The organism is Ruegeria sp. BB6 (assembly GCF_056539385.1).
Map to the genome: position 1 here is coordinate 196,810 of NZ_JBQFUW010000005.1, position 15,404 is coordinate 212,213.

At 59.5% G+C, this 15,404-nt stretch carries 15 protein-coding genes; 4 read left to right on the plus strand and 11 right to left on the minus strand.

What is annotated here, in order from left to right:
• Positions 1-63: 63 nt before the first annotated feature.
• From ACR0B7_RS13650 to trpS, 4 genes are read right to left on the minus strand one after another with little or no spacing between them, the layout of a single operon-like run.
• Positions 64-657 (minus strand): 2-hydroxychromene-2-carboxylate isomerase, encoded by a 594-nt coding sequence (locus ACR0B7_RS13650; RefSeq protein WP_170485027.1) that lies wholly within the window; start codon positions 655-657, stop codon positions 64-66.
• A 9-nt stretch (positions 658-666) separates the two neighbouring features.
• Positions 667-1,122, minus strand: a complete 456-nt coding sequence (locus ACR0B7_RS13655) for a universal stress protein (RefSeq protein WP_170387562.1) — start codon at positions 1,120-1,122, stop codon at positions 667-669.
• A 59-nt stretch (positions 1,123-1,181) separates the two neighbouring features.
• Positions 1,182-2,045, minus strand: a complete 864-nt coding sequence (locus tag ACR0B7_RS13660) for a branched-chain amino acid aminotransferase (protein WP_170387564.1) — start codon at positions 2,043-2,045, stop codon at positions 1,182-1,184.
• A 58-nt stretch (positions 2,046-2,103) separates the two neighbouring features.
• Entirely contained in the window at positions 2,104-3,132 is a 1,029-nt protein-coding gene (gene trpS, locus ACR0B7_RS13665) for a tryptophan--tRNA ligase (protein WP_170485025.1), read from the minus strand.
• Positions 3,133-3,218: 86 nt separating this feature from the next.
• On the opposite strand from trpS, the gene ACR0B7_RS13670 reads away from it, so the two are divergent.
• The gene (locus ACR0B7_RS13670) at positions 3,219-3,905 is read left to right on the plus strand and encodes a rhomboid family intramembrane serine protease (protein ID WP_170485023.1); all 687 of its coding nucleotides are present in this window, start codon (positions 3,219-3,221) and stop codon (positions 3,903-3,905) included.
• On the opposite strand, the gene murJ is transcribed toward ACR0B7_RS13670, so the two are convergent.
• Genes murJ through ACR0B7_RS13685 form a run of 3 tightly spaced genes read right to left on the minus strand, consistent with a single transcriptional unit; the run spans position 3,906 to position 9,395 of the window.
• Complete coding sequence (gene murJ / locus ACR0B7_RS13675; protein WP_170485021.1) at positions 3,906-5,447, minus strand: murein biosynthesis integral membrane protein MurJ; 1,542 nt, start codon at positions 5,445-5,447, stop codon at positions 3,906-3,908.
• Complete coding sequence (locus tag ACR0B7_RS13680; protein WP_170485019.1) at positions 5,444-8,263, minus strand: [protein-PII] uridylyltransferase; 2,820 nt, start codon at positions 8,261-8,263, stop codon at positions 5,444-5,446. The genes murJ and ACR0B7_RS13680 overlap by 4 nt, the downstream gene beginning before the upstream one ends.
• Positions 8,223-9,395 carry a penicillin-binding protein activator gene (locus ACR0B7_RS13685; protein WP_170485017.1) on the minus strand — a complete coding sequence of 391 codons (1,173 nt, stop codon included), beginning with the start codon at positions 9,393-9,395 and terminating at the stop codon, positions 8,223-8,225. Before ACR0B7_RS13685 ends, ACR0B7_RS13680 begins: the two co-directional genes overlap by 41 nt.
• 88 nt (positions 9,396-9,483) lie before the next feature.
• Between ACR0B7_RS13685 and rsmI the strand changes: the two genes are divergently transcribed.
• The 3 genes from rsmI (at position 9,484) to gshB (ending at position 11,708) form a co-directional block, all read left to right on the plus strand.
• Positions 9,484-10,341, plus strand: a complete 858-nt coding sequence (rsmI, locus tag ACR0B7_RS13690) for a 16S rRNA (cytidine(1402)-2'-O)-methyltransferase (protein WP_170485015.1) — start codon at positions 9,484-9,486, stop codon at positions 10,339-10,341.
• A gap of 1 nt (position 10,342) precedes the next feature.
• Complete coding sequence (locus tag ACR0B7_RS13695; RefSeq protein WP_170387578.1) at positions 10,343-10,714, plus strand: YraN family protein; 372 nt, start codon at positions 10,343-10,345, stop codon at positions 10,712-10,714.
• 61 nt (positions 10,715-10,775) lie between these two features.
• On the plus strand, positions 10,776-11,708 hold the full coding sequence (gshB, locus tag ACR0B7_RS13700; protein ID WP_170485012.1) for a glutathione synthase: 933 nt from the start codon (positions 10,776-10,778) through the stop codon (positions 11,706-11,708).
• Here gshB and ACR0B7_RS13705 read toward each other — a convergent pair.
• Genes ACR0B7_RS13705 through cobU form a run of 4 tightly spaced genes read right to left on the minus strand, consistent with a single transcriptional unit; the run spans position 11,705 to position 15,304 of the window.
• Positions 11,705-13,219, minus strand: coding sequence for a YifB family Mg chelatase-like AAA ATPase (locus ACR0B7_RS13705; RefSeq protein WP_170576816.1), 1,515 nt, complete (start codon positions 13,217-13,219; stop codon positions 11,705-11,707). The genes gshB and ACR0B7_RS13705 overlap by 4 nt on opposite strands.
• 45 nt (positions 13,220-13,264) lie before the next feature.
• Complete coding sequence (locus ACR0B7_RS13710) at positions 13,265-14,149, minus strand: glutathione S-transferase (RefSeq protein ID WP_170485009.1); 885 nt, start codon at positions 14,147-14,149, stop codon at positions 13,265-13,267.
• 58 nt (positions 14,150-14,207) lie between these two features.
• A complete protein-coding gene (locus ACR0B7_RS13715) occupies positions 14,208-14,786 on the minus strand; it encodes a histidine phosphatase family protein (RefSeq protein WP_170485007.1) in 579 nt (192 codons plus the stop codon).
• Positions 14,783-15,304, minus strand: a complete 522-nt coding sequence (gene cobU, locus ACR0B7_RS13720) for a bifunctional adenosylcobinamide kinase/adenosylcobinamide-phosphate guanylyltransferase (RefSeq protein WP_170576817.1) — start codon at positions 15,302-15,304, stop codon at positions 14,783-14,785. The genes ACR0B7_RS13715 and cobU overlap by 4 nt, the downstream gene beginning before the upstream one ends.
• Between the last annotated feature and the right edge of the window lie 100 nt (positions 15,305-15,404).

A 15,404-nucleotide genomic window follows, 5' to 3' on the forward strand; every position in this document is an offset into this window, starting at 1 on the left:
GCTCCGTTTCAGTTGTCTCTGATATGCGGGTCTGCGACCGGGAAGTCAAGATTTGGAACCGTTCTAAATTACCGACGCCAGTTTGATCGCATCTTCAAGCCGGTCGTCCCCCCAGAACAGCTCATCGCCCACCAAAAAGCTAGGAGCGCCAAACAGCCCGTTGTCCTGCGCTGCTTTGGTCTGTGTCTTCAGCGCGGCCTTGACCAAAGGGTCCTGCGTCTTGGCAAGTAAATCCTGCGGCAATCCTGTTTCAGCAAGACAGGCACGCAGAACAGCGTCGTCCGCGATGTTCTGCCCGTTTGCAAACTCTGCCGAATAGACCGCACGGCTGAATGCGGCCCTTTTTGCGTGATCTTCGATAGCCAGCGCCAACCGTGCCGCTTTCAGGCCGTTCTGTGGAAATGGATCGGGTCTTTGGAAGGGCAAGTTCCGCTGCGCAGTCAATCGTTCCATGTCACGCCACATGTAACGACCTTTGGCCGGATAGACGTTAAACGGAGAGTCGTTCCATCCCTGGGCCACGAAAATCGGCCCGAGCAAAAAGGGCTGCCATTCGACAGAAACCCCGTGTCGGCCTGCAATTTCTTCAATGCGCATCGCGCTGAGATAAGAATAGGTCGAGGCGAACTCGAACCAGAACTGGACGCTGCGCGGCATGGCCGTTCCTCAGGTGATTTCTTCCAGCTTTTCCTTGCTCAGATCACCGGGAACAATAGTGATCGGAATGGGCAGGCTGCCCGAATTTTTGGTGAGCTGAGTCACCAACGGCCCGGGACCTTTCTTTTCGACCCCAGCCCCCAGCACCAGCACGCCGATCTCAGGGTCGGACTGTACGTGTTCTATGATCTGCGCCACCGGTTCGCCTTCGCGAATGGCCAGTTCCGGATCGACGCCCTGTTTGTCGCGCATCCACTTGGCGAAAACCTCGTAATGGGCGTGAATGCGTTCCCGCGCTTCTTCGCGCATCACCTCGGCCACGCCGATCCAGTGGTTAAACTCATCGGGCGGGATCACCGACAGGATCGTCACGCCGCCGCCGGTATGGGCAGCACGCATGGCCGCAAACCGCATGGCGTTCAGGCATTCGCGGCTATCATCCAGTACGACCAGGAACTTACGCATGGGTGTCCTCACTCATTTGGGCGATCATGCCCGACCAGATGCGTGCTGGCAACCAAAGCCTAACGCGTGCTGGCCGCCCAATCCCAATACAGCTCGCGCGCGCGCCGGGCGATGGGCCCGACCTGATACTGCGTGTCCTCCAGCGCCGTGACCGGAGTAATCTTGCTCATGTTGCCGGTCATAAAGACCTCATCGGCCTTATGGAAATCGTCAAAGGTCAGGACGGATTCGTGCACGGTCACGCCGTCGGCGCGTAGGTTTTCGATGTGGCGTGCACGCGTGATCCCGGCAAGGAAGGTGCCGTTGGGGGTGGGCGTAAAGACCTCGCCATCACGGACCATGAAGATGTTGGCAGTGGCGGTTTCTGCCACATGTCCAAGCGCGTCGGCCACCAGCGCATTTGCAAAGCCCTTGGACCGGACCTCTTGCAGCATCCGCGCATTGTTGGGGTAGAGACAGCCCGCCTTGGCGTTCACCACCGCCGATTCCAGTACCGGACGGCGAAAGCGCGTATATCCCAGCGTGGCCGAGGCCGTCTCGGGCGCCATCGGAATTTCTTCCAGGCAGATGGCAAAGCCGGTGCTGTTTTCCTGCGGCACAATCGCGGTCGCGTCCCCGTCGATGCCCCAATACATCGGGCGGATATAGACGGCAGAGTCTGGCGCATAGCTTTCAAGACCCTCGCGCACGATTTCGACCATCTGATCTGTGGTCACCGTCGGCGTCAACATCAACGCCTCGGCCGAGCGGTTAACGCGGGCGCAATGCGCCTTTAGGTCGGGTGCCAGCCCATCGAAGTACCGCGCCCCGTCAAAGACAGACGACCCCAGCCACGCACCATGATCGGCTGCGCGCATGATCGGCGCATCCCCGTCGTGCCATTGACCTTCAAAATAGGTGCGGATGTTTTTGCCGACTGCCATGACGCCCTCCTAAGCTTTGCGCAAACCTAGGAAGACGTAGCGGCAACGTCCAGCGCAATCAGCCCTGTTTTGCGCCGACCATACCCACGATGTCGTAGGTCTGTTGCAGGATCGGGGCCGCAATCGCGCGTGCTTTTTCGGCACCATTGGCCAGTATCCGATCAATCTCGGCCTCTTCGCCCATCAGACGCGCCATCTCGGACGAGATCGGGGCCAGTTTCGATACGGCCAGCTCCGCCAGCATCGGTTTGAACTCACCAAACTGTTTGCCACCCACTTCGGCCAGCACTTGCTCGGCCGTCTGGTCGCTGAGGGCCGCGTAGATATTCACCAGATTGCGTGCCTCGGGCCGTTCCGACAGGCCGTCAACTTCCGAGGGAAGGGCATCCGGGTCCGTCTTGGCCTTGCGGATCTTCTTGGCAATGGCGTCTGCGTCATCGGTCATGTTGATCCGGGTCATGTCCGACGGGTCCGACGACGACATCTTGCGCGACCCGTCCCGCAGGTTCATCACGCGCGGCGCTGGGCCGCCGATGACAGGTTCGGTTACCGGGAAGAACTCGATGCCGTAATCGTGGTTGAACTTGATCGCGATGTCTCGGGTCAGTTCCAGATGCTGTTTCTGATCCTCGCCCACGGGCACATGCGTCGCGTGATAGGTCAGAATATCCGCCGCCATCAGCGCTGGGTATGCAAACAAGCCAAGCGAGGCGTTTTGTGCATTCTTGCCCGCCTTGTCCTTGAACTGCGTCATCCGCTGCATCCAGCCAATTCGGGCGATGCAGTTGAAAATCCACGCCAGTTGCGTGTGCTCGGGCACCTGGCTTTGGTTGAACAGGATGGATTTCTCGGGGTCCAGCCCGGCGGCGATAAAGCCTGCGCAAACCTCGCGGGTTTTTTCGCGCAGACGGGCGGGGTCTTGCCAGACGGTGATCGCATGCAGGTCGACCATGCAATAGATGGTCTCGTAATCTTCGCCCTGCATATCGACAAAACGCTTGAGCGCACCCAGGTAATTACCAAGGTGCAGGTTTCCCGAAGGCTGGATGCCGGAAAACACGCGCGGCGTGAATTGGGTTTCGGTCATCGAAGGGAACTCCCGTCTGGAAAAATCAGCCCCCGTCGCTTACCCATGAGGCCAAGGGACGTCAACAGCCGCGAAAGGCCAGCCCAATGAGCAGTGAGCATTATACACCTGCCGTGAACCCTCTGCCGCCTGTTGTGGTGGCGTTGGTTCTGTTCATCTTCGGGATCGAGCTGATCTTCACGTTGGGCGCACGCGGGCTGGTCGGAGGGCCAACTGCAGTCGGTTGGCGGCTGGACGCGCTACAGCAGTATTCGTTTTCGCCGGACATCTTTGATTGGATGGTTGAGAATGGCCGGTGGCCATTCGAGCATTTGATCCGTTTTGTGACCTATCCTTTCGTGTCGGCCAATTTCACGCAGGCCGTGTTTGTCTGTGTCTTCGTGCTGGCCATGGGAAAGATGGTGGCCGAAGTGTTTGGCGGCCTGCAGATGCTGGTGATCTTTGTGCTGTCCGGCATCGGCGGCGCGTTGATCTATGCTGTGCCGCTTGATCCGCAATACCCGCTGGTCGGAGGTTTCCCTCCGGTCTACGGCCTGATCGGAGCGTTCACGTGGATTCTGTGGCGAAAGCTGTCGCTGGTCGGAGAGAACCAGTCGCGCGCTTTCAGCCTGATTGCGGTATTGATGGGCATCCAGCTGCTGTTTGGTCTTCTTTTCGGCGGGACGCTGGATTGGGTCGCTGATCTGGGTGGGTTTGCCACCGGTTTTGGCCTGTCGTTCTTTCTGGCTCCGGGCGGCTGGGCGCGGATCGTGGGCCGTATCCGCCGGGATTGATCATGACCGGCGCAGAGCCGTCTTGAACTCGGACACCTTGAAGGCCCCTATCAGGTGGCCAAGAAGGAAATACGTAACGGCGGCAACCAAGATCAGCAGCATCAACGCAAGATACCGCCAACCGGGTACGTGGAACGCCCAGCCGAACAGGTGAATGGCGGCGATAAGAACAACGCCCATCCCGGCAGACGCCGCCATGATGCGCCACGCGCGATGTTTGAAGCGGGCGTCAAACCGGGCTTCTTCCCCCATGCGCCGTGCCCCGATGATCAGCAGCCCGACCATGGCCCAGCCTGCGGCCGAGGCCGCGATCGCAGGCGCAATCCACCCCACCACCGGATACAGCCCAAAGGCCAGCCCAGCGTTGATGATCATGGCGACCACCGCATAGTGAAAGGGTGACCGGGTATCCTCGCGCGCAAAGAACAAGGGTTGCAGCAGCTTTTGCAGCATGAAGGCGGGCAATCCAATTCCGTAAATCGCGACAGCAAGCGCCGTCGCTGCCGTGTCCTCGGCGCTGAACTGCCCCCGTTCAAACAGGACCGAGACCAACGGGTTCGGAATGATCACAAAGGCCACGGTCGAAGGGATCGTCAGCAGCAGCGTAAACTCTCCCGCGCGCGAGAAAGCGTTGCGCGCGCCGTCCTTGTCGTCGGCGCGCAGGCGTCGCGACAGGTCAGGCAGTAGGACAATGCCAACAGCGATGCCGACGACACCCAAGGGCAGTTGGTACAGGCGATCGGCTGCAAACAGCCAGCTAACGGCCTTTTCCGTCTTGGACGCCACAAGCTGGCCGACCACTAGATTGACCTGCGTCACCCCCATGGCGAGCGCTGCGGGAACGGCGATGCGCACCATGCGCCGCATCTCGGGGCTGAGCTTGGGCAGGCCGGGGCGGATTCGGATTCCGGCACGCTCGGTCGCGACCCAGACCAACGCGAGTTGCGCGATACCGGCCAGCGGGATTACGGAGATCAGCCATCGGATCACTTCCCCGCCGGATATGGCCCCCGCGATCAGGGCGGTGCAGGCGAAGACATTTAGAAGAACCGGCGCGGCCGCCGCAGCCGCAAACCGGCCGGTGGCGTTCAGAACGCCCGAAAACAACGCGGCCAGCGACATGAACAGGATGTACGGGAACACGACATAGCCGTAGTCGACCGCAAGATCGAACCGCTCATCCCCATAGAACCCCTCGGCCGTGACCCAGACCAGAGCGGGCATGAAAACCATGGCAAGCCCGACCAGTGCCAGCACCGCAACAGCCAGCAGGTTGAAGGCGTCCTGCGCAAAGCCCTGCGCGTCCTCGTCGCCTTCCAGCCGTTTCGAGAACATCGGCACAAAAGCTGCGTTGAACGCACCCTCGGCGAAAAAGCGGCGGAACATGTTTGGCAGGCGAAAGGCGGCGACAAACGCGTCCATCACTGGTCCCGGCCCAATATAGGCCGTGAGCAGAATTTCACGCAGGAACCCCAGTATCCGGCTGGCCAGAGTCCAGAACCCGACCGTGAACAGGCCCGAAAACAGCCGGATCTGCTTCATGAGGCAGCGCGCTCGGCGCCCTCGGTAATGGCTTTGCGCAGCTTGGTCTCCAGCGTGCGCTGCTTGCCTTCCGAGTGGTATTTCAGCCCGAACATGTCTTTGACATAGAAGGTATCGACCACCTGCTCGCCATAGGTCGCGATCACGGCATTTGCCACATAAACATTGGCGGCGGCCAGTGTGCGGGCCAGATCATACAGCAGGCCGGGGCGGTCGCGGGTATCAACTTCGATGATGGTGTAAATCTCGGACCCGTCATTGTCGAAGATGATATGAGTGGGCACGTTGAACGCGCGTTCGCGTTTCTTGATCTTGTCGCGGGTTTTCAGGGCATCCCGTGCGACCACTTCACCCTTGAGCGTTTTGTGGATCATCTGCGTCAGGCGCGGCAATCGGCTGGCCTCGAACGGGCGGCCATCAGAATCCTGAATCCAGAACGCATCAGTGACGTACCCGTCCTTGGTGGTATAGCTGCGGGCATCCACCACGTTGGCCCCGACCAGAGCCAGTGCCCCAGCGATACGCGCAAAGATGCCGGGGTGGTCGCCCATGGCAAAGCACGCGCGGGTCGCGTCGCGGTCCTCGTCCGGGTGTAGACGGATTTCCATTCCTCCCGGATCGCCGCTGCGGTCCAGCTCGAGCAACATCTCTGCAAACTCGACGTGGGTCGACAGGTTCAGACCTTGCCAATAGGGGTCATAGTGGCGGGCGGTTTCCGTTTTCAGATCGGTCTTGGACCAATCGGCCAATTCCGTGCGCAACGCTTTTTTGGCCCCGGCCCCGCGATTGGCACGGTTGAGGTCTTCCATCCCGGTCTCAAGTGCGCGCTTTGTTTCGGCATGAAGGGCGCGCAGCAGGGTGGCTTTCCAGTTGTTCCACGTGTGGGGTCCGACGCCGCGAATGTCGCAAACGGTCAGAACCGTAAGCAGGTCCAGCCGCTTGACCGTCTTCACGGCCTTGGCGAAATCGCGGACTGTGCGCGGGTCGGAAATATCGCGTTTCTGGGCCATGTCCGACATCAGAAGGTGATACCGGACAAGCCATTCGACCGTTTCCGAATCCTTTTTGTTCAGTCCCAATCGCGGTGCAACCTTACGAGCGATCTGCGCCCCCAGAATCGAGTGATCCTCTGGTCGGCCCTTGGCGATGTCGTGCAACAGCAGTGCAACGTACAGCACCTTGCGGTTCACTCCGCCCTTCAGGATCGACGAGGCCAAAGGCAGGGATTCCACCAATTCACCGCGTTCGATCTGAGCCAGATTGACGATGCACTGAATGGTGTGCTCGTCCACCGTATAGCTGTGATACATATTGAACTGCATCATTGCCACGATGTGCTCGAACTCGGGCAGGAAGGCGGACAGGACGCCCAATTCGTTCATGCGTCGCAAGGCCCGTTCCGGGTTGCCATGTTTCAGCATCAGGTCGAGGAAAATGCGCTGTGCTTCCTTGTTTTCGCGCATGTCCTCGTCGATCAGATGCAGGTTGGCGCTGACCAGTCGCATCGCGTCAGGGTGGATCAGCATTCCGGTGCGCAACCCTTCTTCAAACAGGCGCAACAGGTTCAGCTTGTCCGACAAAAACGTGTTGGCGTCAGCAACATCCAGCCTGCCGTGAACGACCCTGTAGCCGGGTTTGACGCGGGGACGCCTGCGAAAGATGCGCTCGAGCAAGGCAGCGCCCTTCATATGCGAGGCTTCCAGCTTGGTCAGGAAAATGCGGGTCAACTCACCCACGCGCGTGGCTTCGCGGAAATAGCGCTGCATGAATACTTCGACCGCACGGCGACCGGCGCGGTCCTCATAGCCCATGCGCTCGGCGACCTCGACCTGCAGGTCGAAAGTCAGCTGTTCGGTTGCCCGGCCTGTCACCAAATGCAGGTGGGACCGAACGGCCCAAAGGAATTCTTCCGCCTGCGCGAAGGTTTTGAATTCTTCGTCAGTGATCAATCCCAACGGCGCAAAGTGGTCGAAATCCTGCACGTCATACACATACTTCGCGATCCAATAGAGCGACTGCAGGTCGCGCAGGCCGCCTTTGCCTTCTTTGACGTTGGGCTCGACCATATAGCGCTGGCCCTGCTTTTTGTGCCGCTCGTCGCGTTCCTGCAGCTTGGCTTCGATGAACTGACGCTCGCTGCCCTTGAACAAGTCTTCGCGCAGGCGCTTTTTCAGTTCTTCGCCCAAGGCAGAGTCACCGGCCAGATACCGTTGCTCCAACATGGCTGTGCGAATGGTGAAATCCTCGGCGCCCAGCCGCAGGCAGTCCTTGATCGTGCGCGAGGAATGTCCGACCTTCAGCCGCAAATCCCACAGGATGTAGAGCATGGATTCAATCACGCTCTCGGCCCATGCGGTGATTTTGTAGGGCGTCAGGAACAACAGATCGACATCGGACGCAGGTGCCATTTCTCCACGACCGTACCCGCCGACCGCAAGAACCGAGATCTTTTCGCTCTTGGTTGGCGTGGCAAGTGGATGCAGATCCTGGCTGGCGACCTGCATCGCGGTGCAGACCAGGCCGTCGGTCAGATACGTATATGATCGCGTCAGCGGTCTGGCATCGAAGGGGCGCCGCGCAAAGGCATCGGCTATGGCCTGACGCCCTGATTTCTGGGCATCACGAAGAATTCGCACGGTTTCGCTGCGCCGTGCGGTATTGTCTTCGGTCTTATCAAAGGCTTCCGACAGTTGCGCCATGACATTGGCGCTGTCGAAAATTTTTTCAGCCGGGCAAATCAGCTCGCCACGCGGGACGAGGGTCAGGGCCGGTCGGTCAGAAACCGGCGCCAGAGAAGCTTTGTGGGGCAGGGTCAATCACTACTACCTGTTTATTCTGGATCGTGGCGACAGCCAGACCGCGTTCGTTCGTACCGTTCGAGCGCAGGCGGAAGATCCCGCCGACGCCCTGGAATCCGGCATTTTGTGTAAGCGCTGACGCCGTCAACGCATCCGATTTGCCTTGGCTGACCAAAGCGGCAATGGCCGCGATACCGTCATAGGCAAGGCCGCTGATCGGATGGGGGGCTTCGCCATAGGTGTTGTTGTAGCGCTGGCGATAGGCTTGCGACTTGGACGGGTCGGGAAGGGCGAACCAGCCACCTTGCACGCCCGGCAATTCCAGCGTTTGGGACGGGATATCCCAGCGTGTCAGGCCAATAAACTGTGTGGTTGCAGGTGAAATGCCTGCCTCGGGCAGCAATTGCGAGTACAGCGGCAGTGCCCCCGCAGTGGTCGCGGTCAGAAAGATCGAATCAGCGCCCGCCGCATCCACAGTTGCCTTGATCGTGGGCACCGAGTTGATGACACCCTGCTGCGAGCGGTCATAGGCGACCGTTCCGGCATTGTTCACGCGGCTGCTGCTCAGCGCGTTTGCGATCGCGGATTGCCCAAGCTGCCCGGCAGCATCCGTGCTGTGAACAATCACGGTGCCGGTTTTGCCCTGAGACCCGGCGAAATTGACCAGCCTGTTGGCCGTGTTGTCAAAAGTCGGCCCAAGCACAAATACATTCCCACCCGCGATGCTGGTGTTGTTCGAGAATGACAGCACGTTGACGTTGTTGCTCAACACGGCAAGCCCGGCAGAATTTGCCGCCTGCGCGTAAACGGGGCCAAGGATGATTTTCGCCCCGTCTGCAACGGCGCGCTGGGCGACCTCGGCGGCGGTGTTGGAGCTGCCTTGCGTGTCATAGACCCGCAGATCAATGGTCACGTTTTGCAGGTCGGCCATTGCAAGGCGTGCGGCGTTTTCAAGGCTGCGCGCCAAGGCTGCATCACCAGACTGAGGCGAACCTGCGGGCACCAGAAGGGCGACGGGAACGGGCGCGGATGTATTGATTGATGGACCTCCGCCTAGGTTGCCTGGTTCACAGGCAGCCAGAAACGCTGCGGTTGCCAATACGACGGCTGATTTCGCCAGTTTGCGAACGGGCTTGCAAACGATAAACATCTAAATGAAAACTCCCTGTCCCGGCGGCTTGGGGTACCGCAAGTCTGTTGGGTCGCGATAATAAACGTCACGCTGTGAGGGTCCAGCTTTGAATCATCAAAAAGTCAGATTGGGCGCGGGCCTGTATTTTGTTGCCACTCCGATCGGAACGGCGCGCGATATTACGCTCAGGGCGTTGGACCTGCTGGCTTCGGCTGACATGATCGCGGCCGAGGATACCCGCAGTCTGCGGCGGCTGATGGAGATCCACGGAGTTCCCTTGGACGGGCGGCGCATACTGGCCTATCACGATCACAGCGGCGCAGGTGCTCGCGGCAAGATACTGGATGCGTTGCAGGATGGTCAGTCAGTGGTTTACGCGTCCGAGGCCGGAATGCCGCTGATTGCCGATCCGGGCTATGACCTGGGAAAACAGGCGGCCGAGGCAGGCCACATGGTGACCTGCGCTCCGGGGCCATCGGCTGCGTTGATGGCCCTGACCCTTGCAGGCTTGCCAACAGATGCGTTCTTTTTTGCGGGATTTCTGCCGAATGCGTCCGGGGCGCGTCGGACTCGGATCGAAGCATTGAGGGATGTACCCGGAACGCTTGTGTTCTACGAATCGCCCAAACGTGTCGCCGCGTGTCTGGCGGATCTGGCCGAAGTTCTAGGGGGGGACAGGCAGGCCGCAATGTGCCGCGAGCTAACCAAGAAGTTCGAGGAGGTTCGGCGCGGCACGCTGGGCGCGCTTTCGGCCGAGATCGCAGGGCAAACCGTCAAAGGCGAAATCGTTCTGCTGGTGGATCGCAGTCATTCGGAAACTGTTAACGAATCTGACGTAGAAGAGGCATTGAAACGTGCCTTGGAGACACATTCGGTGCGCGATGCTGCCGACCTTGTATCTGAAATGTACAAGCTGCCGCGCCGACCGATCTACCAGAAGGCACTGAAGTTGGGAAAGGGATGAAATGTCCAGGCGATCCGTGCAAAGCTCTGTGTCTTTTCATGCGGGGCAGGCTGCGGAATTACGGGTGGCCTCAGATTATGAGCGCCGCGGGTTTACCATCCTGCATCGCCGGTGGAGAGGTGCGGGTGGTGAGATCGACTTGATCGCCAGAGATGCCGAAGGGCTGGTTTTTGTCGAGGTCAAGAAAAGCCAAACCTTCGATATGGCCGCAGCACGGATCAACCGCCGTCAAATGAACCGCATATGCGCGTCGGCCGCGCAATATCTTGAAAATGAACCGGGTGGGCAACTCACCAACGTTCGGTTCGACGCGGCGCTGGTGGACGCTTTGGGCGCGGTTCAAATCATCGAAAACGCATTTGATCAGGCTTGATGCCCATTGCACCCTTGGCCGCGCTGGGCCATGTATCTGGCGTGAAACTTAGGGACATGCCATGAAAATCGCCTTTCAGATGGACCCGATCGGGGCCGTGGATATCAATGCCGACAGTTCCTTCCGCCTTGCGGAAGAGGCGCAGAAGCGCGGCCATTCCCTGTTTTTCTACGGTCCTGATCAACTGGCCTATCAGGAAGGCCGCATAACGGCGCGTGGTCAGGACATGACGGTGCAGCGCATTGCCGGTAACCCGGCCGAGCTTGGGCCCGAGCGTGAGGTTGATCTGGCCGAGTTTGACGTTGTTTGGCTAAGGCAGGACCCGCCGTTCGATATGCACTATATCACGTCGACGCATTTGCTGGATCGCCTCAAAGGGCAGGCATTGGTGGTCAATGATCCGTTCTGGGTGCGGAACTATCCAGAAAAGCTGCTGGTACTGGATTTCCCGGACCTGACCCCGCCCACGACCATCGCGCGCGACTTGCAGACCATTAAGGCGTTCAAGGAAAAGCACGGCGATATCATCCTCAAGCCGCTTTATGGAAACGGCGGCGCGGGTGTGTTCCGGCTGGATGCGAATGACCGCAACCTGACCTCGCTGCATGAGCTGTTCACAGGGTTCTCGCGTGAACCGCTGATCGTGCAGAAGTTCCTGCCTGATGTCAGCAACGGCGACAAGCGCGTCATTCTGGTGGATGGAGAGCCGGTGGGCGCGATCAACCGTGTTCCGGCGGCAGGCGAGACACGGTCAAACATGCATGTCGGCGGTCGGCCTGAAAAGATCGGGCTGTCCGAACGCGATCTTGAGATTTGCGCCGCGATTGGTCCGTTGCTGAAGGAAAAAGGCCAGATTTTTGTCGGGATCGACGTGATCGGCGACTACCTGACCGAGATCAACGTGACTTCGCCCACCGGCATTCAGGAGTTGGAGCGGTTCGACGGCGTCAACATCGCTGAAAAAATCTGGCAGGCGATTGAGGCCAAGGTCTAAGACGCGGCCTTGGCGCTGATGCGGAAACTTAGCGCTTCGGCAACGTGAGGGCGGCGGACATCAGGCGCGCCTTCCAGATCGGCTATCGTGCGCGCCACCCGCAAGATACGGTGAAAGGCGCGTGCGGACAGGCCAAACCGCTCGGCCGCTTTTAGCAACAGGTCTTTGCCCTCGGCGTCTGGCGCTGCGATCTCTTCCAGGAGTTTACCTTCGGCGTCGGCGTTTTGATGCACCGAAGGGGTGTTGCCATATCTCTCGGCCTGCACTTGCCGCGCTTGCTCTACTCTTGCGGCGACTGTGGTGGAACTGTCTCCGGAGGGTGGTAGATCAAGATCGGTGAATCCGACCGGAGGCACCTCGATCCGCAAGTCGAACCGGTCCATCAAAGGGCCGGAAATGCGGCCCAGATAGTCCTCGCCACAGACAGGCGCGCGCGAGCAGGCTCGGGCCGGATCCGTCAAATACCCGCATTTGCAAGGGTTCGCGGCAGCGGCCAGCATGAATCGGCACGGATATTTCACATGGGCGTTTGCCCGCGCGACCATGACCTCGCCGCTTTCGATCGGCTGTCTCAAGGTTTCAAGAACGGTGCGCGGAAATTCCGGGAACTCGTCCATGAACAGTACGCCGTTGTGAGCAAGAGAAATTTCCCCCGGCTTAGCCCCTTTTCCGCCGCCAACGATTGCAGCCATCGATGCTGTGTGGTGCGGTTCGCGAAAGGGGCGCGTACGGCTGATCCCACCTTCGTCAAGCAGCCCACACAGAGATTGGACCATCGACGTTTCAAGCGCTTCGGTCGGTGTGAGCGGAGGCAGGATGCTTGGTAAACGAGCAGCCATCATGGATTTGCCTGACCCCGGCGTGCCGATCATGATCAGGTGGTGCCGTCCGGCTGCTGCAATCTCCAGCGCGCGTTTGGCCCGTTCCTGCCCTTTTACGTCGCGCAGGTCGCGCGCGTTGGGCTCTAGGGTCACTTCTCCGGGTTTGGCGGCAGGTAACGGAGCCTGGCCCGAAAAATGACGAACGACGTCTCCCAAGGACTCGGCTCCGATAACCTGTGTCGCGTCCACCCATGCGGCTTCGGCGCTTGAGGACCTGGGGCAGAGCAGAATACGATCTTCCGCTGCGGCGGTCATCGCTGCGGGCAGGGCACCAACAACGGGTACAAGCGAGCCATCCAGGGACAGTTCACCCAGCGAAACCGCGCCTTCGGCGGCGTCGGGTGGGATGATCTCTAGAGCGGTCAGGAGTGCGACCGCTATGGGCAGGTCGAAATGGCTGCCTTCTTTGGGCAGGTCGGCGGGCGATAGGTTGATGGTGATGCGTTTAGACGGCAGCGCGATGGCCATGGAACTCAGGGCGCTGCGCACACGGTCGCGGGCTTCGGACACAGCTTTGTCCGGCAGCCCGACGATGGAAAAGGCGGGAAGCCCTGGCGAGACGGCGCATTGCACCTCGACAGGGCGGGCTTCGACCCCTTGGAAAGCGACAGTGTGGGCTCGGGCAACCATAAGCGACCTTTTTGGTTAACAGGTCGTTATTGCCATGTTGCCGGTTTATGAATCGTTAACGGCTTGCCTCATCGCAACGAATTTTGGCCATGCGTCCGGGTCGGCAACGGTCTTGTCGCGGCAAAACGGGTTGCAAAAGCCCCAACGCTGACCGTCAAGCTCGAGAAAGTCTGAGACCGGTTTGCCCGAATAGGGACAGGTATCGTTGATTGACGGGCCGTCTTTTGCGTGGCTTGCGTTGGATACGCCGCCTATTGGCCACGGTTGAGTCTCCAGATTCTGTGGATAGGGAAACGGGCTGTACCGCACTGTCAGTCCCATTGCGCGCCACTGCCGAACAGACGGGTCGGACAGAAGGTCAAGGCAGTACTCCCGACTGGCGTCCGAAACCGGCAATCCATACCCAATTATGCGGGCCGCGACCGGAGTGTAAAAGACATCCGCCAAGGAATAGGCTCCGAACAACGGGCCGGAGGTTGATCCCGATACGTCACGCGCATGGTTCCAAAGTGTCTCGATCCGGTTCAGATCAGACAGCGTTTCCGACGACGGTTCAAATCCTAGCCAGCAATGCTGTAGTTGCATCGGACACTGTCCGCGCAAAGCCGCGAAACCTGCCACCATTTCGGCGCAGAGCCACCGCGCGGTTGCGCGGGCAGCAGAGTCCTGCGGCCACATCCCGGCTGTAGGGTGACGTTCCGCCAGCGTTTCGGCCATCGCAAGGCTTTCACCGACGACGGTGCCATCGGGCAGGCGCAGTGCGGGGACAAGGCGCGCTGGCGAAAGGGGCTTCATGTCTTCGGCCATTGTGCCGGAATAAAGGCCGATCATATGGGTTCGGTAGGGTAGGCTGAACTTTTCCAGCATCAGCCAACCGCGCATGGACCAACTGGAAAACAGGCGGTCTCCGATATACAGATCATAGGTCATGGGCGCAGGATGGCGCGGAAAGACCGCTCGGTAAATCAGTGATTTGTGCGCGGTGTGATCACGGAAGATGATTGATCCGTCCCACCGACCAACGGTCGCCGTGGTGGGTAATTTCCGTCACCGAGAGATTGTCGATGCGATGGCCGAACACCTCTTGGGCATCAACGCCCAAAGCGCGCTGGACCTGGGTCAGGATGACGCCGAAATGTACGACTATCACCAAATCGCGACCGGTGTGGTTTGCGATGAGGCCGTCGATCACGGGGTCCACGCGTCTACGCACTTCGTTCCAGCTTTCGCCGTCAGGCGGCCGCACGTCGCCGGGATTGTCCCAGTAAGCGAAGGCAAGTTCAGGGTCTTCCGCTTCGATATCCTTGAAGCCGCGCAGTTCCCAAGTGCCGAAATTGATTTCTCGCAAATCGGGGTGATGGGGCAGGCGATGACGGTCTCCTTGAATGGCCGATGCTGTATCCGCAGCACGAGCCAAGTCGGACGAGATCACAACGGCGTTTCGCGGGAGATGATCGTGCAGTCGGGAAATAGCGGCGTGGTCGCTTAGGTCCGCTGGCAGATCGGACCAGCCAACCATGGTTTTCGCATGGGTCGGCCCATGTCGGACAAGGTGTAGGCGGGTCATGGGAGTTTGCCTTTCAGAACCAAGGGTAGGCCGGCGGTGACCTGAACGACAAGATCGGCCTGTGCAGCTAGTGCAATGTTCAACCTGCCTTGTTCCTCGCGAAACTGACGGGACAGGGCGTTGTCTGGAACGATCCCTTGACCGACCTCATTGGACACAACCACTATAGGTGCGGCGCAGCCTTTCAGCGCGTCTAAAAATGCACGCTGGCACTGTTCCAGATCGTTCTCGGCCAGCAGATGATTGGTCAGCCACATAGTCGCGCAGTCAATCAGGCAGGCGTGGTCCGAAGTCAGCTCGGCCAATGCGGGCGCCACGTCCAGAGGAGCTTCGATTGTTAACCAATCTGGGCCGCGTTGGGCTTTGTGGCGATCAACTTTTAGGCGCATCTCGTCATCAAACACTTGTGAAGTCGCGATGTATGCCTTTGTTTTTCCTGAATAAACAACAAGTTGCTCGGCAAATGCCGATTTGCCCGAAGCTGCGCCCCCTATCACAAAGGTTAAATCCGGATACACTATTATTACCTTTCATGTGATCCACCCGGTGTTGTTCTGCGTATCGACCACAAGTCGGCAAGGCAAGCCCGGCCTGCGCCTGTGAAAAGGGGAGATTTCC

Excerpts from the sequence above, each read along its gene's own strand:
- ACR0B7_RS13650 (WP_170485027.1), bottom strand. The coding sequence starts at position 657 with ATGCCGCGCAGCGTCCAGTTCTGGTTCGAGTTCGCCTCGACCTATTCT.
- ACR0B7_RS13655 (WP_170387562.1), bottom strand. The coding sequence starts at position 1,122 with ATGCGTAAGTTCCTGGTCGTACTGGATGATAGCCGCGAATGCCTGAAC.
- ACR0B7_RS13660 (WP_170387564.1), bottom strand. The coding sequence starts at position 2,045 with ATGGCAGTCGGCAAAAACATCCGCACCTATTTTGAAGGTCAATGGCAC.
- trpS (WP_170485025.1), bottom strand. The coding sequence starts at position 3,132 with ATGACCGAAACCCAATTCACGCCGCGCGTGTTTTCCGGCATCCAGCCT.
- ACR0B7_RS13670 (WP_170485023.1), top strand. The coding sequence starts at position 3,219 with ATGAGCAGTGAGCATTATACACCTGCCGTGAACCCTCTGCCGCCTGTT.
- murJ (WP_170485021.1), bottom strand. The coding sequence starts at position 5,447 with ATGAAGCAGATCCGGCTGTTTTCGGGCCTGTTCACGGTCGGGTTCTGG.
- ACR0B7_RS13685 (WP_170485017.1), bottom strand. The coding sequence starts at position 9,395 with ATGTTTATCGTTTGCAAGCCCGTTCGCAAACTGGCGAAATCAGCCGTC.
- ACR0B7_RS13695 (WP_170387578.1), top strand. The coding sequence starts at position 10,343 with ATGTCCAGGCGATCCGTGCAAAGCTCTGTGTCTTTTCATGCGGGGCAG.
- gshB (WP_170485012.1), top strand. The coding sequence starts at position 10,776 with ATGAAAATCGCCTTTCAGATGGACCCGATCGGGGCCGTGGATATCAAT.
- ACR0B7_RS13705 (WP_170576816.1), bottom strand. The coding sequence starts at position 13,219 with ATGGTTGCCCGAGCCCACACTGTCGCTTTCCAAGGGGTCGAAGCCCGC.
- ACR0B7_RS13710 (WP_170485009.1), bottom strand. The coding sequence starts at position 14,149 with ATGACCTATGATCTGTATATCGGAGACCGCCTGTTTTCCAGTTGGTCC.
- ACR0B7_RS13715 (WP_170485007.1), bottom strand. The coding sequence starts at position 14,786 with ATGACCCGCCTACACCTTGTCCGACATGGGCCGACCCATGCGAAAACC.